Raw genomic sequence first — 26,038 nt, forward strand, 5'->3', positions numbered from 1 at the left:
CCTCATTGTCGCCTCACGGCGGCGGCAGACGATGCGGGGCATGGAACGCGTCGCCCGGTCGCTGCTGACGATGCAGGCCGCCCTCGAGCTGACCGCCACGCTCGGGCTGGCGCTGCTCAGCGGCCCGCTGGCCACCATCGGGCCGCTGCTGCACGCCGCCTTCCTGCTCGTGCTCGCGGCGAAGGTGCACCGCCGCTGGGCGCAGTACGCCGTCATCGCCGCCGAGGGCCTCGCGCTGGCCGGCTTCGAGCTGCAGCAGCTGCTCGGCCTGCTGCCCCAGCTGGACGCCACCGTCAACCTCGCCGGCCTGCTCACCACCCTGGCGCTGCCGGCCGTGCTGGCGGTGCTGGCCGTGCGGCTGCTGGTGCATCGATGAGCGACTTCTGGCTCGGCATCGCGCCCGAGCACCGCATCCCCCTCGCGGCGGCCCTGTTCGCACCGCTGCTGCTGTGGCAGCTGCGCCGGGCTCTCGCCGGGCACGGTCGCGTCATGCAAGCCGAGCCGGCCGCCCGCTGGGCCGTGCAGCTGCTCGCCCCGGTCGCCGTCTACCACGCGCTGCTCAACCCCCTCGCCCTCGCCGGGGCGATCGCGGCCGGCTGGGTCGCCGTCCGCGCCGCCGCCGGCCGCCGCTGGCGGCTGCGGGCCGCGCTCGTCGCCGGGGCGCTGCTCGGGTTCGCCATCGTGGACACCGACCAGGCGGCGATGGCGGTGGCCCTGCTCGAGCTGGCGGTGCTCGCCCTGGCCGCGCCGCGGACCGTCAACGTCGCGGTCACCGTCGTCTTCGGCGCCGTGACCTGGATCGGCGGCTTCGTCCGGCACGACCACGAGGGCATCGACCGCCTGCAGGCGGGCACGATCCAACGCGGCAGCCCGGTCACGGTCGCCGGCATCGACGGCCCGGCCCTCGCCGAGCGCACCCGCCAGGCCACCCTGCGCTACCGCGACCCGGCGGCGGCCCGCGCCGCCGGCTACGCACCCGCCGGGCGCCCCGAGGGCCTACAGGTCCACTTCGACAACAAACGGAACCAGGCCGACGGGCGCACCCTCGACCCGGAGGCGCCCGAGCAGCTCGTGTACGCCATGCGCGACGGGCGCGCGCTGCTGCTCGGCGTCGTCTACCGGATGCCGGCGGCGGGGCGGCGCGGCCCGGCGCTGCCCGGCTCGAGCGCCCGCTGGCACGCGCACGACATCTGCGTCGGGCTGCTGCCGCCCGGGTTCGGCATCGTCTCGCCCTTCGGCGGCTGCCCCGGCCTCACGGTCGCCGTCACCGCCGCCGAGATGATCCACGTCTGGGTCGTCGACCCGCCCGGCGGGCCCTACGCCGAGCAGCTCAGCGACAAATGGGTTGCCGCCAGACTCTACGGATCCGGATAATCCGAAACCGTGGTACTCCTTCTCGATCTGCAGCGCGCCACCCACGCGACGCTGCACCACCTGACCGCGGCCCTCGCCGATCTGCGGCTGGCCCCCTCCGAGCTCAACGCCCTGGCCAACCTGGCCGACCAGCCCGACGGCGCGGCCACCGTGTCGGCGCTCGGCACGGCGATCGGCGGGCGCCCGACCACCCTCACCGGCATCCTGGACCGCCTCGAGCAGCGCGGCCTGCTCGCCCGCGAGCCGCACGCGAACGACCGGCGCACCGTCGTGGTGCGGCTGACTCCGGACGGGGCCCGCGCCGCGGCCCGGGTCCTCGACGCGATGCGCGAGCTCGAGCGGCACGCCCTGGCCGACCTGCCGCCGGGCGCCGCCGAGGCCGTCGCGGCGGTACTGCACAGGCTCGCGCGATGAGCGGCCTGTTCGAGGACCTCTTCGGCGAGGTTATGGCCGGCGGCGGGCACTTCGGGCACCGCCAGCACGTGCACGTCACCTGGCTGGCCGTGCGGCGGCTGGGCCGCGCCGAGGCGATCGACGTCGTGAGCGACGGCATCCGGCGCACGGCGCGCTATGCGGGTGCGCCCCAGAAGTACCACCACACCATGAGCCGCGCCTGGGTGGAGCCGGTGGCGCTGCGGATGTCGCCCGAGGACGCCGGCTTCGAGGACTTCGCCGCCCGCGCGCCCGAGCTGCTCGACAAGCGCCTGCTGAGCCGCCACTACCGCTCGTCGACGCTCGCCTCCGACGAGGCCAGGGCCGGCTGGGTCGAGCCGGACCTGGCGCCCTTCACGTGAGCAGCGCGCCGACCTGCTTGACGTGGCGCAGCGCCGGCGCCGACTCGAGCCGGTCGACGCCCGGCAGCGGCCCGACCCGGTGCGTCACGTACTCGTATAACCCCGCCATGTCGTGGCAGATCACCGTCGCCACGAGGTTGGTCGCCCCGGTCGTGGCGGCGGCGAACACGACCTCCGGATGCTCGGCCATCGCTCGCCCCACCGCCTCCAGGTGGGCCGGCGCGACGCTGAGCCACAGCAGGAAGCGGGCGTTGTAGCCGAACCACGACGGCTCCACCTCTACGTCGAAGAAGATCGCGCCGATGCCGCGCAGGTGCTCCAGCCGCCGCCGGACCGTCGACTCCGACCAGCCGGTCGCCGCCGCGAGCTGCGGGTAGCCCAGCCGCCCGTCGCGGCTCAGCGCCGCGAGGAGCGGCCGGTCGGAGTCGGCGAGGGCGGGCACGGCGTCCGGGCCGGGCGGCGGCGGGCGCAGCGCCGCGATCTGCTCGCCGCTCAGCCGGGTCATGCGGGTGTCGCCCTCGGCGCCGCCGGCGAACTGGTGCATCAGGCAGTGCGCGCGCACCGACACGACCCGCGGCGTGCGCGGCAGCTTCTGCAGCAGCAGCGCGTCGCGGTCGGCGGTGCCCGGGTTCTGCACCACGCAGGTCACCTCGGTGCCGCCGGAGGCGAGCGTCACCCACGTCGTGTCGGGCCGGCGGGCCAGGGACTCGGCGATCGCCGCCGCCGCGTCCGGGGTGGTCTGCAGGCGGATCATCCACCTGTCGTAGCCGAGGCGGGCGCCGTCGGGCAGCCCGGCCACGCGCAGCCCCGCCTCGGCCCGCAGCCGCCGGTACCGCCGGGCGACCGTCTGGTCGGAGACCCCGAGGACCTCGGCCAGGGTGCTGAACGGCACCCGGCCGTCCAGCCGCAGCCCGTCGACGATGCTCAGGTCCAGCGTGTCGAGTTCCACCACCCAACCGTAGCCGGTGTCGGAATCCTCCATCCCGCCGCCGGCGAGTACCCGGAACCGGGCGCCTGCCCCACATTCGACGGCATGCGCAAATGGTCAGCCCTGATCGCCGTCTCCATCGGCACCTTCATGCTCCTCGTCGACGTCACCATCGTGACCGTCGCCCTGCCCGCCGTGGCCAAGGACCTCTCCGCCACCCTCGGCGGCCTGCAGTGGGTCCTCGACGGCTACGCCCTCGCCCTCGCGGCCGTGCTGCTCGCCTCCGGCGCCCTCGCCGACCGGCACGGCCGGCGCCGCGTCTACCTCGGCGGCACCGTCGTGTTCGCCCTCGCCTCGCTGCTGTGCGCGGCCGCGCCGAACGCCGGCCTGCTCGTCGCCGCCCGCTTCCTGCAGGGCCTCGGCGGCGCGGCGATGCTCGCCACCACGGTGGCGATCCTCAGCGTCGCCTACACCGGCCGGGACCGCGGCGTCGCCTTCGGCGTCTGGGGCGCGGTCAACGGCGCCGCCGCCGCGGCCGGCCCGATCGCCGGCGGCCTGCTCACCGAGCACTTCGGCTGGCGCTGGATCTTCCTGGTCAACCTGCCGGTGAGCCTGCTCGCCCTGTGGTTCACCGCGCGCGGCGTCACCGAGTCGCGCGGCCGCGCCGACGCCCGCCTCGACCTGCCCGGCACCGTCACGTTCACCGTCGCGGCGGCCGCCGTCACCTACGCGCTGATCCGCGGCGGCGATGCCGGCTGGACCGCGCGGGAGACCCTGGCCTCCTTCGCCCTGGCCGCCGTGGCCCTGGTCGCGTTCCTGGCGATCGAGCGGCGCGCGGCACACCCGATGCTGGACCTGCGCCTGTTCGCGAAGCCGTCCTTCTCCGTGCTCATGGCCGCGGCGGTACTCACACAGGCCTCTGCCTTCGCGTACCTGCCGTTCACCACGGTCTGGCTGCAGCAGTTCCTGGGCAAGGGCCCGGTCGACGCGGGGCTGGTCGGCGCCCTGCCCATGTCGGCCGCCGCCTTCGCCGGCGGCGCGTTCGGCGGCCGGTTCCTGCAGCGGGTCGCGCCGCGCTGGACGATCGGCATCGGCATGCTGCTCATCGGCGCCGGCGCCCTGCTGCAGTCCCGGCTCACCCCGGCCAGCGCCGGCGCCGCGCTGATCCCCGGCCTGATCGTGGCCGGCCTCGGCGTCGCCGCGGTCCTGCCGACGATGGCCTCGGCCGCCCTGGCCGCGGTGCCGCACGAGCGCAGCGGCATGGCCGCCGGCGCGGTGAACACGTTCCGCCAGCTGGGCTTCGCCCTCGGCGTGGCCGTCTTCGGCTCGATCTTCGCCGACCGGCTCGGCGGCCACCACGCACCGACCGACGCCGTCAACCACGTGACGGCGGTGGCCGGCTGGGTGGCCCTGGCCGGCGGCGTGCTGGTCCTGCTGCTGGTGCGCACCGGGCGCCCGGCGTGGGAGTCCCGCCCCGCGCAGCCCGAGCCGGCCGGTTACGACAGCGGCAGCCAGGCGAGCACGTCGCGGATCCGGGCGTCCCAGTAGCCCCACTCGTGCTCGCCCGGCGAGAAGTCGGTCGTGACGGGGATGCCGCGGGCCCCGCACTCCTCGGCGAAGCGGACGCCGGAGGAGTACAGCGGGTCCTCGGTGCCGCAGGCGACATACAGCGGCGGTACTGCCTCAGCCTGTCCGAGCAGGTACAACAGGTCGTCGCCGGTGCCGGCGAGCGCGGCCGGGTCGTCGAAGATGCGTTGCCACATCCGGGGGTCCTCGGGGCGGTGGATGTCGGCGACCCGGCTCGCGATGTCCAGCACGCCGGACAGGCTCGCGGCGGCGCCGAAGCGCTCCGGGTGGCGCAATGCGAGCTTGAACGCGCCGTAGCCGCCCATCGACAGCCCGGCCACGAAGGTGCGGGCCGGGTCGTCGGTGAGGCGGAAGAAGCCGCGCGCCACCCGGGGCAGCTCCTCGGCGATGAACGTCCAATATGGACGGCCCCACACCTCGTCGGCGTAGAAGCTGCGGTGCACCTGCGGCATCACCACCGCGAGGCCCAGCTGTGCGGCGTAGCGTTCGATCGCCGTGTACCGCGTCCAGATCGTGTCGTCGTCGCTCAGGCCGTGCAGCAGGTAGAGCACCGGGAAGTCGCCGCCGCCGTCGCGGCCGCTGACGCCGATCTGCCCGGCGGCCGCCTGCGGCAGCAGCACCGTCATCGACGTGCCGAAACCCAGCGCCTCGGAGAAGAAGTCGCAGCGTATGCGCGCCATATGCGGTAGCCCCCGTCCTGTGCCGCGTGGGACGCTACCACCGCCATGGTCGATCACAAACGAGCCAGCCTCGCCCTCGCCGCGCTGTCTGTCTCGACGTTCACGTTCGTCACCACCGAGATCCTGCCCGTCGGCCTGCTCACCCTCATGGCCGACGACCTGCACCGCTCGCGCTCGCAGGTCGGCCTGCTCATGACCGGCTACGCCGTCGTGGTTGTGCTGCTGTCGCTGCCGCTGGCCCGGATCACCCAGCGGGTGCCGCGCCGGCTGCTGCTCGGCGGCACCCTCGGCGTGTTCTCCGCCGCCACGCTCGTCACCGCCCTCGCGCCCGGCTACGGCGTGCTGCTCGGCGCCCGGCTCGTCGTCGGCGCGACCCAGGCCCTGTTCTGGTCGATCGTCGCCACCACCGCCACGTCGATGTTCCCGCCGCAGCGGCGCGGGCGCACCGTGGCCCGCCTGTCGATCGGCGCCGCCGTCGCGCCCGTGCTCGGCGTGCCGCTGGGCACCTGGCTCGGCCAGCAGGCCGGCTGGCGCGCCGCGTTCCTGGTGATGGCCGCCGTCGGGGCCGCCACCTGCGCCGGGCTGGTCGCGTGGCTGCCCGCGCACCGGCCGGGCACGCCGACCGTGATCGTGCGCGGGAGCGCTCCCGACGGCCGGCGGTTCCTGATCCTGGTGCTCTGCACCGCGATCGGCGTGACCGGCGCGATGACCGCGCAGACCTACGTGACGCCGTTCCTGCTCGACGTCACCGGCTTCGCGCCGGACGCGCTCGGCCCGCTGCTGCTCGTTGGCGGCGTCGCCGGGCTCGCCGGCACCGTGGTGGTCGGCCGCTTCCTCGACCGCCACCCCTACCTCGCCCACGCCGTGCCGATGGCCCTGCTGGCCGCGTCCATGCTGGCGATGTACTGGCTCGGCGGCCTTGCCGTGGCCGCCGTCGCCGTCCTGGCCGTGTGCGGCCTGAGCTACAGCGCGATGGCCGCCGCCGTGCAGAACCGGGTGCTCATGCTCGCACCGGGCAGCGCCGACGTCGCCTCCGCGGGCACGAGCTCGGCGTTCAACGTCGGCATCGCCGCCGGGTCGCTGCTCGGCGGCGTGATCATCGACGGGCCGGGCGTGCGCGCCACGGCCCTCGCCGCCGGGCTGCTCACACTCGCCGCGGTCGCGCTCCTGCTCGCCGAGCCCCTCCTGGCCCGCCGCCGCGCCTCCACAGTGGAGAGTGCCGGCGACGGGAATAGTCGGCAAGACGACAGCATCACGGGCAACACCGCACCTCTCTGGCCTATGTGACCCATCGCCAATGGATCGGTTCAAAAAAGAGATCAGGAAAAGGGCTGTCGGATCCGCTACATTCGGGCGCAACGGCTGCGCGGAAATGCCCGGTTCGCAACCGCGAGAATGGTGCCCCACCAGCGAAAACGATCACCTGTCGGCGTTTGCGGGATCGGCCGATGGGATGGTCCGCGCAATCGCCGTTTGAGCCTACGATCAACGCAGCCGGATACGGCGGGGGAACGTCATCGAGCGTGCTGTTCCGAATTGGGCGGGAAGATCGGAGGCCGGGCCGTTGCTGGACACCGCCGTGCCCCGATCGGTGACACCCGGACCCGACGCCGACCGGCGCGGGTCCCGCCCGACCCGCGCCGAGCGCCGCGAACGCCGCCGGCAGGACAAGCGCGACCGCACGCACCGCGCCTACGAGGACTGCAACGAGCTCACCGGGCCGCTGACGATGCCCGCCGCGGCGCACCGCCCCGTCGTCTACCGCAAGGTCGGCGGCCCGTGGCGGCGGGTGATGCTGTCACTGCTCATCGCCGCCAACTTCCTCACCGGGCTGGTGTTCATCGGCTGGCTGCTGCTGCCCGAGCACATCCCCGGCTCGCCGACGCTGGGCGCCGACCCCGGCGACTGGCACGTGATCGTCGCGCGCGTCGCGTTCTGCTTCGTCGTCCTCGTCGAGGGCGTGCGGCTGCTGCAGAACTTCGCGGTCTGGGTCTTCGCGTGGAAGGCCCGTGACCCGGTGCCGATGGTGGTGGAGCCGGGGCTGCGCATCGCGATGCTGACCACGATCGTGCCGGCGAAGGAGCCCATCGACGTCGTCGAGCGCTCGCTGCGCGCGATGCAGCAGGTGCGCTACGACGGCCAGGTCGACGTCTGGATCCTCGACGAGGGCGACGACCCGCGGGTCAAGGCGATGGCCAAGCGGCTCGGCGTGCACCACTTCAGCCGCAAGGGCCGGCCCGAGTTCAACCAGGAGCACGGCGCCTTCCGGGCCAAGACCAAGTCCGGCAACCACAACGCCTGGCGGGCCACCCACGAGCACGTCTACGACGTCGTCGCGCAGATGGACCCCGACCACGTGCCGCTGCCGAGCTTCCTCGAGCGCACCCTGGGCTACTTCCGCGACCCCGACGTCGCCTTCGTCGTGGCGCCGCAGGTGTACGGCAACATGTACGACAACTGGGTCGTGCACGGCGCCTCGGTGCAGCAGTACCTCTTCTCCGGCCTGATCGAGCGCGGCGGCAACGGCCTCGACGCGCCGCTGCTCATCGGCACCAACCACCTGTACCGGCCGCTCGCCTGGGCGCTCATCGACGGCTACCAGGACTCGATCATCGAGGACCACCTCACGAGCATGGTCGTCATGGGCGCCAAGAACCCGCTCACCGACCGGCGGTGGAAGGGCGTCTACACCCCCGACGTCATCGCGGTCGGCGAGGGCCCGACGAGCTGGACGGACTACTTCAACCAGCAGAAGCGGTGGGCGTACGGCGTGTGGGAGATCCTGCTGCGCCGCTCCCGGCCGCACCTCAAGCGCCTCGGCGCCGCGCAGCGGCTGTGCTACGGCCTCGTGCAGTCCTACTACCCGAGCGTCGCGCTGTCGGCGGTGTCCGGGGTCGTGGCCACCGGGACGTACCTCACCCTCGGCATCAACGCCGCCGACATCCGCTGGCCCGTCTGGCTCGCGCTGTGGTCGGCGAGCATGGGCACCTGGGCGCTGCTGTGGCTGTGGCTGCGCCGGTTCAACCTGGCCCGCCACGAGCGCAGGGAGATCGGCGTGCACGGCATGCTGCTCGCGCTCTTCGCGGTGCCCGTCTACGCCGCCGCCGGCATCGCCGCGCTGCTGCGCCGGCCCCTGGCCTACGCGGTGACCGCGAAGGGGCGGCTGCGCAGCGTCGACGGGCCCAGGACGTTCCGGACGCACGCCGTCTGGGCCTTCGTCGGCGCGGCGCTGCTCGGCACGAGCTTCGTCCTGGGGTACGACTCGATCGCCCTTCGCTTCTGGGCCTCGCTGAGCGTTGCCGTCGGCTCGGTCCCGCCGCTCATCGCGTTCGCGGCGTGGCTGCGCGACCGCAAGGCCGTGCAGCCGGAGGAGGACCCGGTGACGGCCGGCCTGGTCGTGACGATCCGGGCCACAGTCTCCAGCGCCTTCGCCATCGAGGACCTGCCGACCGTGCACGGGTTCCCGGCGGTGCCGCACGCCGGCTTCCCGCTGCCGCACCAGGCGCAGGCGCAGGGGAGCCCCGCGTGATCACGCTGCCGCGGATCATGTTCGCCGCGCTGCTCGTCATCGGCGGGTACGTCTTCTTCCTCGCGCCCCGCGTCGACGCCTACACCAGCACGAGCGCCCAGTGGCAGGAGAAGCTCGTCGAGCCGCGGCCGACGTTCACGCTCGAGCCGCCGGTGCCCGGCCGCCGCCCGCAGGTGTTCCCCGACCCGGGCACCGCGTTCTTCGGCATCTTCACCGAGAAGGGCCCGGGCGACCTGACCGACTACAACGGGTTCGTCCAGGCGGCCGGCAAGAACCCGCAGGTGATGATGTTCGCCTCCGGCTGGGGCGCGCAGAAGCACTTCGACCGGCAGCCCTTCGACCGGATCGCGAACCGGGGCATGCTGCCGATGCTCGGCTGGGAGCCGTGGGACTACCGCGCGGAGTCCAAGACCGACAAGGACCGGGGCACGCAGCCGCAGTACCGGCTCTCGCGGATCGCCGACGGCGCCTTCGACTCCTACCTCAGCGAGTGGGCCAAGGGGATCAAGGACCTCGCCTACCCGGTGGCGATCCGCTTCGCGCACGAGATGAACGGCTACTGGTACCCCTGGTGCGAGTCCGCCAACGGCAACCAGCGCGGCGACTACGTGGCCGCCTGGCGGCACGTGCACGACCTGTTCGAGCGGATCGGCGCGACCAACGTCATCTGGGTCTGGAGCCCGAACGTCGTCTACGAGAACGCTACGCCCCTGTCGCAGCTGTATCCCGGCGACGACTACGTCGACTGGGTCGGGCTGTCCGGCTACTACGGCACCGCGGGCATGGAGACGTACCAGAGCTTCGAGCAGATCTACCGTCCCACGCTCGCCGAGCTCAAGACGCTCAGCAAGCGCCCGATCGTGGTGACCGAGACGGCGGCGACGGACGCGCAGGGGCGCAAGGCCGAGTGGATCACCGACTTCCTGCGCACGCTGCAGAAGCACCCGGAGATCATCGGCTTCCTGTGGTACGAGTCGGTCAAGGAGACGGACTGGCGCATCGCCGCCTCCCAGTCCGCGTCGGCCGCGTTCGCGCAGGGCGTCGCGCAGCCCTACTACGGCGCGCGATGGTCGCCGGACATGGTTCCCCGCACCACCCTGCCGTCCTCGGCCTCGGCCTCGGCCTCCGCCACCGCCACCGCCTCGGCGTCGGCGACGCCCTCTGCGTCGGCCTCCCGATCGAACTAGTGCCGCCGTCATACGGGCGCACTACCATTGCCGCCGCGCGGCTTTCTGCAATCACCTTGAGGAGCACAAATGGGCAGGTCGTCGTGGTGAGCCCGGCGCCCGGCGGCTTCGTCGTCGGCATCGACCTCGGCACGTCGAACACGGTCGCCGTGATCCGCTCGCCCGACGGGCGGCGCCGGCCGGTGCTGTTCGACGGCGCGCCGCTCATGCCGTCCGCGGTCTTCCTGCAGGACAACGGGCAGCTCGCGGTCGGTCGCGACGCGATCCGGCTCGCGCAGCTCGACCCGGGCCGCTACGAGCCCAACCCGAAGCGGCGCATCGACGAGCCGATGGTGCTGCTCGGCAACGCCGAGATCCCGACCGTGCACATGCTGGCCGCGATCCTGCGGGCCGCCGCCGTCGGCGTCGCCGAGATCACCCGCTTCGCCCCGCCGGTCGTGCTCACCTACCCGGCCTCCTGGGGCCAGACCCGCCGCCGCACGCTCTACGACGCCGCGATCGCCGCCGGCTGGCAGCAGGTCGAGATGATCCCGGAGCCGGTGGCCGCCGCGCGGTACTTCATCAGCGCCCTCAACCACCCGCTGCCCCGCGGCGAGGCGATGGTGGTCTACGACTTCGGCGGCGGCACGATCGACATCGCCGTGGTCCGCAACGAGCCGCAGGGCTTCGTGGTGATCGGCTCCGGCGGCCTCGAGGACGTCGGCGGCCTCGACCTCGACGCGACGCTCGTCGAGCTGCTCGGCGGCGTGCTGCAGACCACCGAGCCCGAGGTGTGGCGGCGGCTGCAGGACCCGCGCACCGCGCAGGACCGCCGCGACCGCCGGATGTTCTGGGAGGACATCCGCGGCGCCAAGGAGATGCTCTCGCGCACCACGGTCGCGCCGGTCAGCGTGCCGGGCGTCGAGGCCGCGATGCACCTGACCCGCGAGGAGCTCGAGAACAAGATCGGCCCGATGATCGCGCGGACCGTCACCGAGACGGCCCGGGTGGTGCGCGAGTCCGGCCTGCAGGCCAGCGGCCTGGCCGGCATCATGCTCGTCGGCGGCTCGTCCCGCGTGCCGCTGGTCGCCCGGATGCTGCACCGCGAGCTGCAGGTCGTGCCGACGGTGCTGGAGCAGCCGGAGCTGCCGGTCGCCGAGGGCGCCGTGGTACACCCGGCGGAGCTGACCACCGACGGCCGTTTCGGCGTCGCCACCGGCTCGGCCGCGGTCGGCGTGCCCGTTCCCAAGCCCCCGGTGATCACCGGCCCGCCGCCGTTGCAGACCTACGGCACCGAGTCGATGCCCGTCTCCGGAGTACCCGCGCCGGTCTCCGGCGTGCCGGCGGTCATGCCCGTCTCCGGCATGCCGATGTCCGGCGCCGGTGCGGGCGCCGCGCCCGTCTCCGCCATCCCGGGCGGCGGCGTCGGCGCGGTGGCGTCCGTGCCGGTCTCACCGGCCGGGTTCGCCGCGGCGGCCGCGCCGGCGGACGTCGACACCCGCCCGGGCACGCGGCCGGAGGAGTCGGCCACGGGCGGCGGAAGCCGCCGCGGCGCGCTCATCGCCGGCTTCGCCGTGGTCCTGCTGCTGCTCGTCGGCGGCGCGTGGGCGCTCAAGTCCTACAACAGCAACGACGACCAGCAGGCCGGCGGCGGCCCGTCCTCCTCCGCGTCGGCGGTCACCCCGATCGGGAAATGGGAGGCGCTGCCGGACGTCCCGGCGCCGGTCGGCTTCGAGGCCGCCGGCGCCGCCGTGGTCGACGGCAAGCTGTACGTGATCGGCGGCTACACCGCCGTCGAGCCGCGCAAGCAGGTCAAGTCGGTGTATGTGTACGACATCGCGAAAAAGACCTGGTCGGACGGCCCCGACCTGCCGGCGCCGGCCAGCCACATGGCCGTGGTCGTCGACGGCAAGGGCGACATCTGGGTGATGGGCGGCTGGGTCACCGGCGGCGGTAGCGACAGCGTCTGGAAGCTGCCCAACGGCACGAAGGTGTGGCAGGAGGGGCCGAAGCTGCCGCAGGGCCGGGTCGGCGGCACCGCGGTCAACGACAGCGACGGCATCGTGTTCGCCGGCGGCACCAATCCGGACCACGACGCCACCGACACCATCTGGGCGCTCGGCGACACGGGATGGAAGGAGATCGGCCGTCTCTCCGACCGGCGGGAGAAGCTGGCCTCGGCCAGCGACGGCGCCGGCACGGTCTGGTTCATCGGCGGAGTGCAGCAGACCGACGGCAACAAGGCCAAGGACACCATCGACATCATCCAGCACCACAACAAGTACGTCGACGGCAACCTCAGGCTCGACCACCCGCGCGAGGCCCCGTCGGCGGTGAACCTGGAAGGCATCGGCCTGTGCGTGTTCGGCGGCCACGATGGCGGCACCGTCTACGGCTGGTGGTGCAAGAACTCGGCGAAGACGGCGCTGCTGCCGAAGCAGCCGGTGCCCCGCTCGGGCATGGCGGTCGCGGTCAGCGGCGGCGTCGTCTACGCGGTCGGCGGCTACGACACCGCCAACAACGTCAACGGCACGAAGACGGTCGAGGCGTTCAAGTACACGCGCGACTGACGACGATCACGGGCGCCCGGGGCGGCTCAGAGCTTGCCGGATACGAGCCGCACCCGGTGGCCCAGGCGGCGCCCGACGCCGCCGACGAAGTCCTCGCGCAGCGGCGGCCAGTTCCAGAACGTCAGGCCGAGGTGCGCGAACGCCCAGGCCCCGCCCTCCCACTCCCAGTCGTTGATGCCGATGACCCGGCCGCAGGAGGTGCAGTCGGCGTCCCCGGCGGCCGGCCACGCATCGATCGCGCCGAGGAACGCCCGCCCGAGCGGTTCGCCGAAGGACTCGACGGCGCCGCTGTGCGGGCAGCCGACCTCGTCGCCGGCGCCCTGGCCCGGGTCGACCACCCGCTGCCCCGACCAGACGTGCAGCCCGTTGGTGTGCAGCTCCAGCAGGCCGTGGTCGGGCCCGTGGAACGCGTCGGCGTAGCGCGGGCCCGGCGGGTGGCCCAGGTCGGCGCTGAGCACGCAGCCGGTGCGCTCGGCCCGCACGATGCCCTCGGCCACGAGCCGGCCCAGCAGGTCCTCCGCCAGGCCGGGCGCCTCCGGCCCGGTGGCGTCGAGGTCCGCGATCACCTGAAACCCGTCGCCCACGCCCGGAGCGTACCGATCGGCACTTGGCCCAATGAAACGGCCGCGAATTGGAACTTCCGAGGGCCAAGCGCCGGGGCTTGAATGGTTGGCGTGACGACCGTCGTAGACATGTGGTTCGACCCGAAGTGCCCCTGGGCCTGGAACGCCTCCCGCTGGCTGCTGGAGGTCGAGGCGGTGCGGCCCGTCGAGACCCGGTTCCACGTGATGAGCCTGTGGCTGCTCAACCGGGACCGCGAGGGCCTCGAGGCGTGGTACCGCGAATGGCTCGACGACACCCTCGGCCCGGTCCGCGTGCTGATCGCCGCCGAGCAGAAGTACGGCCCGGCCGTGCTGCGCGAGCTGTACACCGCCCTCGGCGACCGCATCCACCACGAGCGGATGCCGATCGGGCCGGGGCTCTACCGCGCCGCGCTGTCCTCGCTCGGCCTGGCCGAGGACCTCGCCGACGCCGCCGGCACCGACGCCCACGACGAGGCGTTGCTGGCCAGCCACCGCGCCGGCCTCGACCCGGTCGGCGAGGACCTCGGCACCCCGGCGATCCACATCGACGGCGCGGCGTTCTTCGGCCCCGTCGTGACCCCGGTGCCGCGCGGCGAGGCCGCCGGCCGGCTCTACGACGGCATGGTGCTGATGGTGAGCACGCCCGGCTTCTTCGAGCTCAAGCGCGGCAACCGCACCTCACCCCGCGTCGACTAGCGTGTACGAGCGGACCCGGGTGGTGCTGCGCAGCTCGAAGCCGAGCGCCTCGTAGAGGCGGATCGCGCTCGTGTTCGTCGCCGCGGAGTGCAGGAACGCCCGCTCGCCGCGGGCCCGCACGCCGTGCACGACGGCCCGGACCAGGCGGGAGGCCAGGCCCCGGCCGCGGTAGGCCGGGTCGGTGCACACCGCGCTGACCTCGGTCCAGCCCGGCGGGCGGGTGCGCTCGCCCGCCATCGCGATCAGCGCGCCCTCGTGCCGCAGGCCCAGATAGGTGCCCGTCTCGATCGTGCGGGGGCGAAACGGCCCGGGGTCGGTGCGCGCGACCAGGTCGAGCATCTCGGGCATGTCGGCCGGGGTGAGCACCACCGCCTCGGGGTCCGGCCCGGCCTCGATCGACGCCTCGGCGAGCTGGACGATGCCCAGCTCGAAGGTGACCCGCCAGCCCGGCGGGGGCGGCGCGACCTCGCCGAACAGGGTCACCGGCGCGCGGGGGCCGGCGAGCTTGGCCAGGTCGGGCCAGACCGCGGACCCGGCGCCGGGCGCGACGGCGTAGAAGGGCGCCACGTCGGGGTGGAAGCGGGCGGCGTGGCCGGTGATCTCGGCGAGGTCGCGCTGCGCGTGGTGCAGTGCCGCCCAGATCGGGGCGTCGAGCACATGATCGGCTGCCATCCCGACGAATCCTGCCACAATCGCGGGATGGAGCATGACGGGTTTGTCGTACGCCCGGTCGGCCGGGTCGAGTCGGCGCTCACCGACCGGGCCGACGCGCCGCGGCAGGGTGACGAGGGCGCGCCGGAGGCGTGGATCGTGTTCGAGGAGCGGGTCGCGCCGGCCCTGGCCGACCTGCGGCCGGGCGATCAGGTCCTGTTGCTGACCTGGCTGCACCGCGCCGACCGCGAGGTGCTCGCGGTGCACCCGCGCGGCGACCGCAGCCGGCCCGAGACCGGCGTGTTCAGCACCCGGGCGCCGGACCGGCCCAACCCGATCGGCCTGCACCGGGCCGGGATCCTGGCGGTCGACGGGCTGCGCGTGCGGGTCGGCGGCCTCGAGGCGATCCACGGCACCCCGGTCCTGGACGTCAAGCCCGTGCTCGGCGCGGTCGACGAGCGCTGAAAATCCTGCAACGGACCTGCAAACGCCAGGCATTGACTTCGATCTCTTCGCGATGGGACGTTGTGCTTAGGAATGCGCTTTCCTGGTCGAAATCCCCGTCGACAAGGAGCACAACGTCCATGCACACCCCGAATCGCGGCCGCCGCATCCGGCGGCTCGCCGGCACGGGCGGCGCCGCCACGCTGCTCGTTGCCGCCTCGATTGCCCTGCTCACCCCGGACGCCTTGGCCGCGACGCTGTTCAGCGCCGACTTCGAGTCCGGCAGCACCAGCGACTGGTCCAAGTCCGGCGGCACGTGGAGCGTCGTCACCGACGGCTCCAAGGCCTTCGACCAGGCCGACCCGGGCACCGACCGGGCCCGCGAGTTCGCCGGCTCGACGAGCTGGACGAACTACACGGTGCAGGCCCGCGTGAAGGCGACCTCGTTCGGGGCCTCCGACAGCGTGGTGGCCCTGGCCGCGCGGGCCAGCGGCGCGACGAAGATGTACCGGCTGGCCCTGACCAGCGGGGCGGTGCGCCTGCAGTACATGAACGGCAGCAGCGTCACCGACATCGCCACGCTGTCGCGCAGCGTCGCCACCGGCACGTGGTACACCCTGCGCCTCACGGTCAGCGGCTCCACCATCTCCGGCTCGGTCGACGGCACCAGCGTCGGCTCGGTCACCAGCACGGCGATCACGGCCGGGCGGATCGGCCTGTTCACCGGCTACGCCGGCGGCCGCTTCGACGACGTGACCGTCACCGACTCGAGCACCACCCCGCCGACGACCACCCCGCCCGTCACGACGACCCCGCCGGTCACCACCACCCCGCCGAACAACCCGCCCACCACGGGCCTGGTCGGCTGGGCCACCCAGGGCGGCGGCACCACCGGCGGCGCGGGCGGTTCCACCGTCACCGTGACCAGCTACGCCGACCTCGTCACCCAGGCGAAGTCGACCGCCACCCAGACCATCCGGGTCAGCGGCCTGTTCAGCTGCAGCGACGACGTGCGGGTCGCGGCGAACAAGACGATCCTCGGCGTGGGCTCCGGCTCCGGCCTGGTCGGCTGCGGCATCAACATCCGCGACGTCAGCAACGTCATCGTGCGCAACATGAACATTTCGAAGGTCCTCGCCGGCAACGGCAACGGCGACGCCATCCACATCGACGGCGCCACCCGCCTGTGGCTCGACCACAACGACCTGTCCAGCGACACCAGCCACGGCACCGACTACTACGACGGCCTGCTGGACATCACGCACGGTGCCGACTACATCACCGTGTCCTGGAACCGCATCCACGACCACATCAAGTGCTCGCTGGTCGGCCACAGCGACTCGAACTCGTCCGAGGACACCGGGCACCTGCGGGTCACCTATCACCACAACCTGTTCAGCAACTGCGCCGAGCGCAACCCGCGGGTGCGCTTCGCCAACCCGGTGCACGTGTTCAACAACTACTACGTGCAGACCCAGTCCTTCGGCTACAGCTACGGCATCGCCACCACCATGGGCGCCGGGGTGCTCGTCGAGGGCAACTACTTCGAGAACATGCCCGAGCCGACCCACCTGCAGGAGGGCGACTCCGACCCGGGCAACCTCGTGGCGCGCAACAACACGACGGTGAACTCGGGCCCGATCCTGACCAGCGGCAGCGTGGCGAGCATCCCCTACTCGTACTCCCTGGAGAGCTCCGCCAACGTCAAGTCCAGCGTCACCGCGGGCGCCGGCACCGGCAAGATCTGATCTGCAGGGCCGGCGGGCACGCGTTCGCCGGCCCCGCCTAATTCCTATATAGTCCATCGGGTGAGTAGTGATAATCCCGTCTACCACTGGTTCCTGCCCACCGGCGGCGACGACCAGGCCGTCGGCGCCGGCAGCCACGGCGGCATCATCGGCGCGGCCGACACCGCCGCCCTCCCGCGCTCGGCCACGCACCGCGAGCCGACGCTGGACTACCTCGGGGAGATCGCGGCCGCCGCCGACCGGCTCGGCTACGCCGGCGTGCTGACCCCGACCGGCGTGCACTGCGAGGACGCCTGGCTCACCACCGCCGCGCTGATCGCCGGCACCCGGCGGCTCAAGTTCCTCGTCGCCTTCCGCCCGGGGCTCATCGCGCCCGTGCTCGCCGCGCAGATGGCCGCCACCTTCCAGCGCCTGTCCGGCGGCCGGCTGCTGCTCAACGTCGTCATCGGCTCCAGCGCGCGGGAGCAGCGCGGTTACGGCGACCCGCTCGACCACGACGCCCGCTACGAGCGGGCCGGCGAGTTCCTCGACGTGGTCCGCGCCGCCTGGCGGGGCGAGCCGTTCGACCACGCCGGCGCGCACTACACCGTCGAGGGCGGCCTGCTGCGGGAGCCGCCGCAGACGGTTCCCACGGTGTACCTCGGCGGCTCCTCCGCGGCGGCGGTCCGCCTCGCCGCGCGGCACGCCGACGTCTTCCTGACCTGGGGCGAGCCCGTCGAGCAGGTCGCCGAGAAGATCGCCAAGGTCCGCGTCGAGGCCGAGACGCACGGCCGGTCGCTGCGCTTCGGCATCCGGCTGCACGTGATCACCCGCGACACCGCGGACCGGGCCTGGGACGACGCCGAGCGGCTCATCGCCGGTCTGGACGACGCGACGGTACGCCAGCGCCAGGAGAGCCTGCGCGCGCTGGAGTCCGAAGGGCAGCGGCGGATGCTCGACCTGCACGGCGGCGACCGGGACCGGCTGGTCGTGGCCCCCAACCTGTGGGCCGGCATCGGGCTGGTCCGCGGCGGCGCCGGCACGGCCCTCGTCGGCAGTCACGCGGAGGTGGCGGCGCGCATCGAGGAGTACCGTGCGGCGGGCATCTCCGAGTTCATCCTGTCCGGCTATCCGCACCTGGAGGAGGCGCACGCCTTCGCCGAGGGCGTCATGCACCGCCCGGTGTGATCGCGGCCGCGCCGTCGCCGACGACCGTGAACGCCGCCCAGTGCCATTGCGGTGCGCCGGCGTCGCGCGCGGAGCGCATCGCGCGGCGCAGGGCCTCGGCGACCGGGGCGCCCTCCCGCAGGTGCCGGTGCAGCTCGATCATGAGGTCGGCGGTGGCCTCGTCGTCGACCGGCCAGAGCGACACGACGACGGCCCGCACCCCGGCGCGCAGGAACGCCCGGGCCAGGCCCAGGCTGCCTTCGTGCGTGCCGCGGCCCCACCCGGTGCGGCAGGCGCTGAGCACCACGATCCGGCAGCGGCCGAGGTCCAGCGCCGCGACGTCGTCGGCGCGCAGGTACCCGTCGTCGGCGCCCTCGGGGCTCAGGCACAGCGCGCCCGGCGTGACGCCGTCGTCGGAGCCGTAGAGCCCGTGCGTGGCGAAGTGGGCCAGGTCGCACGCGCCGATGCGGGCCAGGACCGCGGCCCGGGTCGCCGCCGCGCCGACCAGCGGCTCCCCGCCGCCGGCGATGCTGCGCACCTCCCGCTCGGCGTGCGCGAGGGGTGCCAGGGCCGGGACCGGGAACCCGGGCGAGATCGGCGCGGTGGGCGGCGCCGGGTTGCCCACGAGCAGCAGGTCCAGCGGCGGCGCCGCGGCATCGCCGGCTTCGCTGTCTTCGCCGGCTTCGCTGTCTTCGCCGGCTTCGCTGTCTTCGCCGGCTTCGCTGTCTTCGCCGGCCTCGCTGTCTTCGCTGTCTTCGCTGTCGAGCTCGGCGAAGACGGCGATGGCGGGCGCGACCGCGATGGGGAAACGGTCCGTGAGCCGCTCGCCTTCGCGCAGCCGCAGGGCCGCGAACGGGACGCGGTCGAGGTCGCCGTCGGGCACCACCACGAGCCGGCCCGCGGTGCTGGCGAGCAATGCCGCCCGGACCGGTTCGATCAGCAGGCGCGACAGCAGCGCGGCGTCGCGGGCGTCGACGGCGCCGCCGAGGTCGGGCCCGACGACGATCTCGCGGCGCAGGCCGAGGAACGGGTCCGGTCCGGGCTCGCCGGCGGCGACGTCGCCGAGGACGTCCAGGCCGGTGTAGCCGTGCGCGATCCCGGCCGCGTCGACGAGCCAGGCATGCACGCCGGCGACGACGTCGCCGGCGGCCTGCGCGAGGGGCGGCACCGCGCTGTACACGAGGAACGCCACCCCGCGCGCCCGGGCGAGGTCCACCGCCGCCGCCGCGGTGAACGACTCGGCGAGCGGGTTTGCCGCCGCGTCCGGGCCGAGCCGGCGGCGCAGCTGCCGCAGCAGGCCGCGGCCGCGCGCCCGCTCCGCCGCCTCCAGGCCGCCCTCGGCGTCGCCCGCGGTGAGCCGGCACAGCTGCAGCACGCGGTACACCCGGGACTGCTTCTCCAGGACGTCGACGTAGTGCCGCTCGTCGGTGACGTCGCGGCGGACGGACTCCCAGTCCTCGACGGCGCCTTGCAGTACCGTCTCCGCGTCCGCAACGGCGCCGTCGAGCAGGGCGAGGCTCGCGAGGTTCAACCGCGCGGCGCCGCGGGCGTCGAGGTCGCCGGTGTCCTGCAGCCGCACCGCCCGCCGCGCCCAGGCCTTCGCCCGTGGCAGCCTGCCCGCGCGCGCGTCGAGCGCGGCGAGGCTGTTGGCGGCCCGCCCGGCGAGGTGGCGGGTGCCGCGCTCGAGGTGCTCGCGGTAGACGGCCCGGATCTCCCCGACGCCCGCTCGAGCTCGCCGTTGTCGGCGAGGGCCAGGCCCAGCGCCATCCGCGCCTGCAGGTACTGCTCCCGCCGCCCGTACCGCCGGCACAGCGCGGCCGCCCGCTGCGCGAGCCCGACGGCGCCGTCCGCGTCGCCGACGGCGCGACGGACCGACGCGGCGGCCGCGAGGGTGCCGATGCGCACCTTGTCGGCCCACGCCGGGTCGGCGATGGTGTCGATCACGGCGAGCGCCTCGTCGAGCTGGAGGCGGGCGGCGGCGTACTGCTCCAGCCCGCCGAGGGCCACCGCGTGGTCGGTCAGCGCCGCGGCGAGGATCTCCGGCGGCGCGCCGGCCCGGGCGATCTGCACGCAGCGGTGCATCACACCGGCCGTCTCCACCGGCCGGCCCTGCCGCAGCAGCGCCTGGGCGAGCACCCCGTAGGCCCGGCCGAGCTCGAGCGGCCCGCCGAGCGCCTCGGCCGCCGCGACCGCCTCGCGGGCCGCCGCCCCGGCCTCGGCGATCCGGTCGAGCCAGTACAGCGCGTCGGCGAGCAGCGCCTGCGCCAGCAGCCCGTCGTCGCGGACCAGCGGCGTGTCCCACCGCGGCCACGGCGGCAGCAGCGCCAGGGCCCGGCGGCTCGCGTCGAGCTGGGCCGGCCGGTTCTCCAGCATGGACATCTGCCGCCCGGCCCGGCTCCACAGCGAGCCGGCGAGGATCGGGTCAGCGTCCTGCCAGAGCTCTCCGGCCTCGGCGAAGCCGTCGTAGGCCGCCTGCCACCGCCCGGCGGCCTCCGCTGCCTCGGCCCGGCGGCGCGCCAGCATCGCCCGCATCGCGTCCCAGGGCGTCGGCATGCCTACGAGTTACGGACCTGTGCCTCGCACGCGGCCTCGACACTCGGCCAGTCGGCGCCGAACCGCGACGGCGACGCGGACTCCAGCGGCACGTTCTTGCGCACCACGTCGCCGAAGAAGTCCAGCATCTTCGGCTCGCCGTACTTCTTGGCGAGGCAGCTGATGGCGATCAGGGCGATGCCGTACCGCGCGTCGATCTCCTCGTCCGAGGCGTTCTCCGGCGGCGGGCCCATCGTGATCTTGCCGTTCCAGCCCTTCTTGACGAACTTGCGCACGTCGGGCAGGCGGCCGCGCATCGTCGTGCCGTCGCGGTCGGAGATGTAGTCGGCGATGCCCTCGGTCATCCACCAGTCCTTGGCGGTGCCGTAGTCCTCGCCGACGGTCACGACGTGGCCGAACTCGTGGGTCAGCAGGACCTGCAGCCACTGCTGGGTGGCGTCGGCCGACTGCATGACGATGCCGCGCGGTCCGGTCGAGTAGCCGTCGTAGGACGCCCCGATGTCGCCGTTGTCCCACCACGACGTCCACTCGCTCGCGCCGGCGATGTACACGATGTACCACTTCGGCGCCGGGTCCCAGTGCGCGTACCTGTCGGCGACGTCCGCGGCGGCGTCGGCCTTGGTCACCACCCGCTGCAGCTTGCTCGCGTTGGCCGCGGACCCGGCGACGATGACCCGCCGCCCGACCGAGGTCTGCAGTGCGGAGGCGTCCCACGGCTCGGAGGTCTGCTCGTACTTCGCGACCGTCGCCTTGTCGCCGGCGATCGTCCACGACGTCTGCACCACCTGCGGGAACAGCACCGTGCAGCCCTGCCCGAAGCAGTAGTCCCAGCGCACCAGCACCGACCACGTGCCGTCGGTGTTCTGCTCGGGCTTGTCGACCAGCGTCGGCTTCCACGTCTGCACGCCCATCGCGCGCAGCGAGCCGAAGCGGCGGTTGAACCCGTCCTGCAGGCCGGCGCCGATGCCGGCCGAGTAGCCGGCCTGGTCGCCGGCGAGCAGCGCCTTGGACTGCTGCTGCAGCGCGCCCAGGATCTTGTCGGAGATCGAGTCGCCCTTGGGCGCCTCGCCGTTGGCGGCGGCGCCGGAGCGGCCCGCGAGGGGGTGGCCGGCGCCGGCGAGGGCGTTCGGCCCGCGGGCGCCGATCGAGGCGATGAACACGGCGAGCGCGATCACGATCACGGTGCCGAGGACGGACGCGGAGATCACCAGCCCGCGGCGGCGCGGCTTCGGCGGCACGGGCGGCGGATAGGCGGGAGCCCCGTACTGATACGGCGACGGCGGCGCCGAGAACGGCGGGGGTACGTACATCTCCGGCCCGCGCTGCTGCGGGATCACCACGGCGGCCGTTGCCGCCGGTTCCGTGGCCGTCGGTTCTTCCGTCACGGCCAGGGCAGGACCGGGCTCGGCCGGCACCGTCGGCTCCTGCGAGCCGGGCGCGGCCGGGCCTGGCGCCGTCGGCTCGTGCGAGCCGGGCGCGGCCGCGCCGGCCGCCGGCTCCGAATCGTCCCCGTGAATCACGCAGGCACCGTACTGGATACGAGCCGCGCTCGGGAATCGGTGTACCGGCCAGCGCGACCGTCGGTTACCGGACGTGATGCGAGTCATATGAGCAGCCGACGGTCCGCGGTCGAGGGGCCTCGCCCCGTAGCGTCTGGTCATGGTCGACGACATCGAGGGGCTCATTTTCGACTTCGACGGCCTGCTCATGCAGACCGAGACCACGCTGCTGGAATGCTGGCGGACGGAGTGGGCGCACCACGGGTTGCGCCTGGACGAGACGACCTTCTTCGCCGACCACGGCGGCGACACGTCCGAGCAGCACTACGCCGACCTCGCGGCGGCCGTCGGCCCCGCGTACGACCGCGCGGCGAGCCACGCCCGCCGCCTCGCGCACCGCGACCTGCTGCACCAGACTCTCGACCTGGCGCCCGGCATGCGCGCATGGCTCGACGAGGCCGCCGGGCTGGGGCTGCCACTGGCCGTGGCCAGCAGCTCGCCCCGCCACTGGGTGCACGGCCACCTGAACCGCCGCGGCGAGCTGGACCGCTTCGCCGTGCGGGCCTGCGGCGACGAGGTGACCGGCCACAAGCCGGACCCGTCGGTCTACCTGCTCGCGCTGACCCGCCTCGGCATTCCCGCCGCGCGCGCGGTGGCCTTCGAGGACACCCCGCACGGCGTGGCCGCGGCGAAGGCGGCGGGGCTGCGGTGCGTGGCGATCCCCAACCCCTACACCGACCCCACCCGCTTCGGCGCCGCCGACCTCGTCCTGCGCTCGGCCCTGGACGCTCCCCTCGCCGCCGTGCTGCGGTCCGTGGCGTCATCGGTGCGCTCCCAGGTCTGAAACGCGCGTCGATAGGATGCCGCGATGCCCTTCCGGTTCGCGGTGGACCTCGGCACGTCCAACACGGTCGCGGTCGTCGACCGGGGTGACGGCACGCCCCGTCCGCTGCTGTTCGACGGCAACCCCCTGCTGCCTTCCGCGGTCTTCGCCGACGCCGGCGGAGCGCTGCTCGTCGGCCGCGACGCCGAGCGGCACATGATGACCGACGCCGCGCGGTTCGAGCCCAACCCGAAGGGCCGCATCGACGACGGCGCCATCCTGCTCGGCGACCGCGAGGTGCCGGTCGCGCAGCTGCTCGCCGCCGTGCTGCGCCGGGCCGCGTCGGAGGCGGCGCAGACCGGCGTGCCGGTGGCCGGCGCGACCGTGCTCACCTGCCCCGTCGACTGGGGCAACACCCGCCGCGCGGTCCTGCTCGACGCCGCCGCCCAGGCCGGGCTCGGCCGGGTCGCGCTGCTCGACGAGCCGGTCTCCGCCGCCACGTACTGCGTGCGCGCCCTCGGCGGCCGCCTCGCACCGGGCAGGTGCGCCGCGGTCTTCGACTTCGGCGGCGGCACCCTGGACGTCACCGTCGTGGAGGCCGCGCCCGCCCCCGCCGGCCCGGCCGGCCTGCGCGTCCTGGCCACCGGCGGCCTGGCCGACCTCGGCGGCACCGACATCGACGCGGCGCTCGTCGGCCACCTCGGCCACCTGGTCGCCGCCGCCTCCCCGGAGCTCTGGCGGCGGCTGTCCGCGCCGCAGACCCCGGCGGAGTTCCGCGATCGGCGCACGTTCTGGTCCGAGGTACGCCAGGCCAAGGAGATGCTGTCCCGCGCCGCTTCGGCCCCGATCCACGTGCCCGGCAGCGACCGGGCGACGCACCTGACCCGTGAGGAGCTCGACCGCATCGCCGGCCCGCTGGTCGACCGCGCCGTCGACGAGACCCGCCGGGTGCTGGAGCGATCCGGCGTCACGCCTGCGCGCCTGGACGCGATCGTGCTCGTCGGCGGGTCGAGCCGCCTGCCGCTGGTGGCGAGCCGCCTGCACGCCCGTTTCGGCCTGGCACCGGTCGTGCCGGAGCAGCCGGAGCTCCCGGTCGCCTTCGGCGCGCTCCTGCTCGCCAACGGCTCCTCCCCGCCGCCTCCCGTCGCGTCGTCACCTGCCCCAGCGACCTCGTCGATCTCGATGCCCGTGCCGGCGCCGGTGAGCGGATATCCGGCCCCTCCGGTGAGTGGCTACCCGTCCACTCCGGTGAGTGGCTACCCGTCCGCTCCGGTGAGCGGGTATCCGGGCACTCCGGACGGCGGTAATCCGGCCGCTCCCGTCAGTGCCTTTCCCGTGGCGCCGGTGAGCCCTACCCCGCCGCCTTTGCCGCCCGAGCGACGCCCGCGGCCGTCCGTGATCATCGGGCCGGGAGTGACGATTCAGGGCAACGTCGCCGTGTACGGGGATGCGGATCTCATGCCCCCCGACGACGATGACGAGCCACGCGCGGGCGGGTCCGGGGAGCCGGAGGCGCCGCACCGGGAGCCGCGGCGGCGCCGGTCGGGCGGGGTGCTGCGGCGGCTGCGGTTCCTGGCGCTGCCGCTGGTGCCGTGGGTGCTCATCATGGCGCTCACGCCGTGGGGGCGCGGGCTGTTCAACGACGGCAAGGCCAAGGTCGAGAGCCGGTTCGGGGGCGGGCCGGCGCCGAGCGCGGCGGCGTCCACGCCCGCCGGGAGCCCGTCCGCCTCGCCGGCGCGCTCGGCCGGCGGGCCCGCGACGCTGCTCCTGCAACCGCCGAGCGGCAAGGCGGGCGCCGCCGTGAAGCTGACCGCGGCCGGGTTCGACCGGGGGGAGAAGGTGCAGGTGAAGGCGGACTCCAAGGTGCTCACCACGCTCGTCGCCGATGAACAGGGCGCGGTTGAGCAGAGCATGGCGGTGGCTCCGGCCGGTACCAAACCCGGAAAGTTCGTCATCGTCCAGCTCACCGGCGGTTCCAGCAGGCGCTCGGCCACGGCGCAGTATCGGGTTGCGAATTAGTCTGCGCGGCGATAATCTCTGCGAAGACTAATTCTTCGAAGGGGAGCGCCGCCATGTGGGAGTACGAGCACGCCGTGGACACCGCCGCCACCGCGCCGGCGGTCTGGGCCGTCTGGTCCGACGTCATGACCTGGCCGGCCTGGAACGCGGGCGTCGAGAAGGTCGACATCGACGGGCCGTTCGCGCCGGGGACGCGGTTCAGGATGACCCCGCCGGGGGAGGAGGCGATCGAGATGCGGCTGGCGGATGTGGTACCACACGAGCTGTTCACCGACGTCATGGACGCCGGCGACTTCGTGGTCACGACGGTGCACCGCCTGCAGCCGAACCCGGCCGGAGGCACCCGCGTGGTGTACCGCACGGAGATCACCGGCCCGGCCGCCGCCGAGGTCGGACCGCAGCTCGGCCCCGCGATCACCGCCGACTTCCCCGAGGTCCTGGCGGCCCTGGTCCGCCACGCCGAGGCGTCCGAACGGAAGGACTGATCACGTTGGCGATGCAGCCCGAGGAGAGCCCCGGCTTCCTGCTCTGGCACGTGACCCTGCGCTGGCAGCGCGACATCGCCGCCGCGCTGGCCCCGCTGGACCTGACGCACGTGCAGTTCGTCCTGCTGGCCAGCGCCTGGTGGCTCAACCGCGCGGGCGAGGCCCCGCGCCAGCACGCCCTGGCGGCCCACGCCGGCACGGACGTGAAGATGACGTCGCAGGTGCTGCAGAAGCTCGAGGACAAGGGCCTCATCGAACGCGAGGTCGACCCCTCCGACACCCGGGCCAAGCTGCTGCGCGTGACCCCGCGCGGCGCCGAGCTGGCCGAGCAGGCGGTCGCGGTCGTCGAGTCCGCGGACGCCGCCTTCTTCGCGGCCACTCCGGACGCGAAGACGCTCCTCCGCCTGCTCCGCCCGCTGGCCGCCCGCTGACGCACCGGCCGCGGTTCGTGCGGGGACGTCGCCTTGCCCCGGCGGTCGGTTCGGGGCCAGGCGTCGCCTTGCCCCGGCCGTCGGTTCGGGGCCACGCGTCGCCTTGCCCCGGCCGTTTGGTTCGGGGCCGCCGCGGGCTCCGAACGCGACGGCGGGCCGGGTTGCGGAGTGGCGCTACCGTCGATCGAGGCGGCCCGGCACGAACGGCGGACGATGTCGGGCGATGCGCCGATGGCATCCGCGATCGATGTACGGTTCGGTCTGGACATGTGGCAGTGTGGGGTTTGCGGCACGAGCAACGCCGGCGACGGCGGTGCCTGCACGAGTTGCG

At 73.9% G+C, this 26,038-nt stretch carries 24 protein-coding genes; 17 read left to right on the forward strand and 7 right to left on the reverse strand.

From position 1 onward, the window contains the following. Positions 1-40 precede the first annotated feature (40 nt). Genes ABD901_RS23535 through ABD901_RS23550 form a run of 4 tightly spaced genes read left to right on the forward strand, consistent with a single transcriptional unit; the run spans position 41 to position 2,168 of the window. The gene (locus ABD901_RS23535; protein ID WP_345129282.1) at positions 41-376 is read left to right on the forward strand and encodes a hypothetical protein; all 336 of its coding nucleotides are present in this window, start codon (positions 41-43) and stop codon (positions 374-376) included. Next, positions 373-1,374, forward strand: a complete 1,002-nt coding sequence (locus ABD901_RS23540) for a hypothetical protein (protein WP_345129283.1) — start codon at positions 373-375, stop codon at positions 1,372-1,374. The genes ABD901_RS23535 and ABD901_RS23540 overlap by 4 nt, the downstream gene beginning before the upstream one ends. A 9-nt stretch (positions 1,375-1,383) precedes the next feature. Then, on the forward strand, positions 1,384-1,788 hold the full coding sequence (locus tag ABD901_RS23545) for a MarR family winged helix-turn-helix transcriptional regulator (RefSeq protein ID WP_345129284.1): 405 nt from the start codon (positions 1,384-1,386) through the stop codon (positions 1,786-1,788). Continuing rightward, positions 1,785-2,168, forward strand: coding sequence for a hypothetical protein (locus ABD901_RS23550; protein ID WP_345129285.1), 384 nt, complete (start codon positions 1,785-1,787; stop codon positions 2,166-2,168). Before ABD901_RS23545 ends, ABD901_RS23550 begins: the two co-directional genes overlap by 4 nt. Here ABD901_RS23550 and ABD901_RS23555 read toward each other — a convergent pair. Then, positions 2,161-3,117: an Lrp/AsnC family transcriptional regulator gene (locus ABD901_RS23555; protein ID WP_345129286.1), complete on the reverse strand. Its 957-nt coding sequence runs from the start codon at positions 3,115-3,117 to the stop codon at positions 2,161-2,163. The genes ABD901_RS23550 and ABD901_RS23555 overlap by 8 nt on opposite strands. Before the next feature lie 84 nt (positions 3,118-3,201). On the opposite strand from ABD901_RS23555, the gene ABD901_RS23560 reads away from it, so the two are divergent. Beyond that, complete coding sequence (locus ABD901_RS23560) at positions 3,202-4,644, forward strand: MFS transporter (RefSeq protein WP_345129287.1); 1,443 nt, start codon at positions 3,202-3,204, stop codon at positions 4,642-4,644. On the opposite strand, the gene ABD901_RS23565 is transcribed toward ABD901_RS23560, so the two are convergent. Next, positions 4,593-5,363 carry an alpha/beta hydrolase gene (locus ABD901_RS23565; protein ID WP_345129288.1) on the reverse strand — a complete coding sequence of 257 codons (771 nt, stop codon included), beginning with the start codon at positions 5,361-5,363 and terminating at the stop codon, positions 4,593-4,595. The genes ABD901_RS23560 and ABD901_RS23565 overlap by 52 nt on opposite strands. 45 nt (positions 5,364-5,408) lie before the next feature. Between ABD901_RS23565 and ABD901_RS23570 the strand changes: the two genes are divergently transcribed. From ABD901_RS23570 to ABD901_RS23585, 4 genes are all read left to right on the forward strand, one after another. Then, complete coding sequence (locus ABD901_RS23570) at positions 5,409-6,650, forward strand: MFS transporter (protein WP_345129289.1); 1,242 nt, start codon at positions 5,409-5,411, stop codon at positions 6,648-6,650. A gap of 292 nt (positions 6,651-6,942) precedes the next feature. Then, the gene (locus ABD901_RS23575) at positions 6,943-8,892 is read left to right on the forward strand and encodes a glycosyltransferase family 2 protein (RefSeq protein ID WP_345129290.1); all 1,950 of its coding nucleotides are present in this window, start codon (positions 6,943-6,945) and stop codon (positions 8,890-8,892) included. Next, entirely contained in the window at positions 8,889-10,079 is a 1,191-nt protein-coding gene (locus ABD901_RS23580) for a glycoside hydrolase family 26 protein (protein WP_345129291.1), read from the forward strand. Before ABD901_RS23575 ends, ABD901_RS23580 begins: the two co-directional genes overlap by 4 nt. A gap of 56 nt (positions 10,080-10,135) precedes the next feature. Continuing rightward, a complete protein-coding gene (locus ABD901_RS23585) occupies positions 10,136-12,628 on the forward strand; it encodes an Hsp70 family protein (protein WP_345129292.1) in 2,493 nt (830 codons plus the stop codon). A gap of 26 nt (positions 12,629-12,654) precedes the next feature. On the opposite strand, the gene ABD901_RS23590 is transcribed toward ABD901_RS23585, so the two are convergent. Next, a complete protein-coding gene (locus ABD901_RS23590; RefSeq protein ID WP_345129293.1) occupies positions 12,655-13,212 on the reverse strand; it encodes a hypothetical protein in 558 nt (185 codons plus the stop codon). An 81-nt stretch (positions 13,213-13,293) separates the two neighbouring features. Between ABD901_RS23590 and ABD901_RS23595 the strand changes: the two genes are divergently transcribed. Beyond that, a complete protein-coding gene (locus ABD901_RS23595; protein ID WP_345129294.1) occupies positions 13,294-13,908 on the forward strand; it encodes a mycothiol-dependent nitroreductase Rv2466c family protein in 615 nt (204 codons plus the stop codon). Here ABD901_RS23595 and ABD901_RS23600 read toward each other — a convergent pair. Then, positions 13,891-14,580 carry a GNAT family N-acetyltransferase gene (locus ABD901_RS23600; RefSeq protein WP_345129295.1) on the reverse strand — a complete coding sequence of 230 codons (690 nt, stop codon included), beginning with the start codon at positions 14,578-14,580 and terminating at the stop codon, positions 13,891-13,893. The two genes, ABD901_RS23595 and ABD901_RS23600, sit on opposite strands and share 18 nt — an antisense overlap. Positions 14,581-14,607: 27 nt before the next feature. Here ABD901_RS23600 and tsaA point away from each other — a divergent pair, with 27 nt between their 5' ends. From tsaA to ABD901_RS23615, 3 genes are all read left to right on the forward strand, one after another. Continuing rightward, positions 14,608-15,024, forward strand: a complete 417-nt coding sequence (tsaA, locus tag ABD901_RS23605; protein WP_345129296.1) for a tRNA (N6-threonylcarbamoyladenosine(37)-N6)-methyltransferase TrmO — start codon at positions 14,608-14,610, stop codon at positions 15,022-15,024. A 119-nt stretch (positions 15,025-15,143) separates the two neighbouring features. Then, positions 15,144-16,751: a pectate lyase family protein gene (locus ABD901_RS23610; RefSeq protein ID WP_345129297.1), complete on the forward strand. Its 1,608-nt coding sequence runs from the start codon at positions 15,144-15,146 to the stop codon at positions 16,749-16,751. A gap of 60 nt (positions 16,752-16,811) precedes the next feature. Beyond that, a complete protein-coding gene (locus ABD901_RS23615; RefSeq protein WP_345129298.1) occupies positions 16,812-17,918 on the forward strand; it encodes an LLM class flavin-dependent oxidoreductase in 1,107 nt (368 codons plus the stop codon). Here ABD901_RS23615 and ABD901_RS23620 read toward each other — a convergent pair. The 3 genes from ABD901_RS23620 to ABD901_RS23630 are packed head-to-tail and all read right to left on the reverse strand — an operon-like array spanning position 17,899 to position 21,970. Then, entirely contained in the window at positions 17,899-19,476 is a 1,578-nt protein-coding gene (locus tag ABD901_RS23620) for a CHAT domain-containing protein (RefSeq protein ID WP_345129299.1), read from the reverse strand. The two genes, ABD901_RS23615 and ABD901_RS23620, sit on opposite strands and share 20 nt — an antisense overlap. Beyond that, positions 19,425-20,450: a hypothetical protein gene (locus ABD901_RS23625; protein ID WP_345129300.1), complete on the reverse strand. Its 1,026-nt coding sequence runs from the start codon at positions 20,448-20,450 to the stop codon at positions 19,425-19,427. Before ABD901_RS23625 ends, ABD901_RS23620 begins: the two co-directional genes overlap by 52 nt. 2 nt (positions 20,451-20,452) lie before the next feature. After that, the gene (locus ABD901_RS23630) at positions 20,453-21,970 is read right to left on the reverse strand and encodes a hypothetical protein (RefSeq protein ID WP_345129301.1); all 1,518 of its coding nucleotides are present in this window, start codon (positions 21,968-21,970) and stop codon (positions 20,453-20,455) included. Positions 21,971-22,109: 139 nt separating this feature from the next. Here ABD901_RS23630 and ABD901_RS23635 point away from each other — a divergent pair, with 139 nt between their 5' ends. Genes ABD901_RS23635 through ABD901_RS23650 form a run of 4 tightly spaced genes read left to right on the forward strand, consistent with a single transcriptional unit; the run spans position 22,110 to position 25,707 of the window. Then, positions 22,110-22,793: an HAD family hydrolase gene (locus ABD901_RS23635; protein ID WP_345129302.1), complete on the forward strand. Its 684-nt coding sequence runs from the start codon at positions 22,110-22,112 to the stop codon at positions 22,791-22,793. 24 nt (positions 22,794-22,817) lie between these two features. After that, the gene (locus ABD901_RS23640; RefSeq protein ID WP_345129303.1) at positions 22,818-24,791 is read left to right on the forward strand and encodes an Hsp70 family protein; all 1,974 of its coding nucleotides are present in this window, start codon (positions 22,818-22,820) and stop codon (positions 24,789-24,791) included. A gap of 53 nt (positions 24,792-24,844) precedes the next feature. Then, positions 24,845-25,276, forward strand: a complete 432-nt coding sequence (locus tag ABD901_RS23645) for an SRPBCC family protein (RefSeq protein WP_345129304.1) — start codon at positions 24,845-24,847, stop codon at positions 25,274-25,276. Positions 25,277-25,287: 11 nt separating this feature from the next. Beyond that, entirely contained in the window at positions 25,288-25,707 is a 420-nt protein-coding gene (locus ABD901_RS23650; RefSeq protein WP_345129358.1) for a MarR family winged helix-turn-helix transcriptional regulator, read from the forward strand. The last annotated feature ends 331 nt before the right edge of the window (positions 25,708-26,038 follow it).

This window comes from Dactylosporangium darangshiense (genome assembly GCF_039537565.1).
GTDB classification, from domain to species: domain Bacteria; phylum Actinomycetota; class Actinomycetes; order Mycobacteriales; family Micromonosporaceae; genus Dactylosporangium; species Dactylosporangium darangshiense.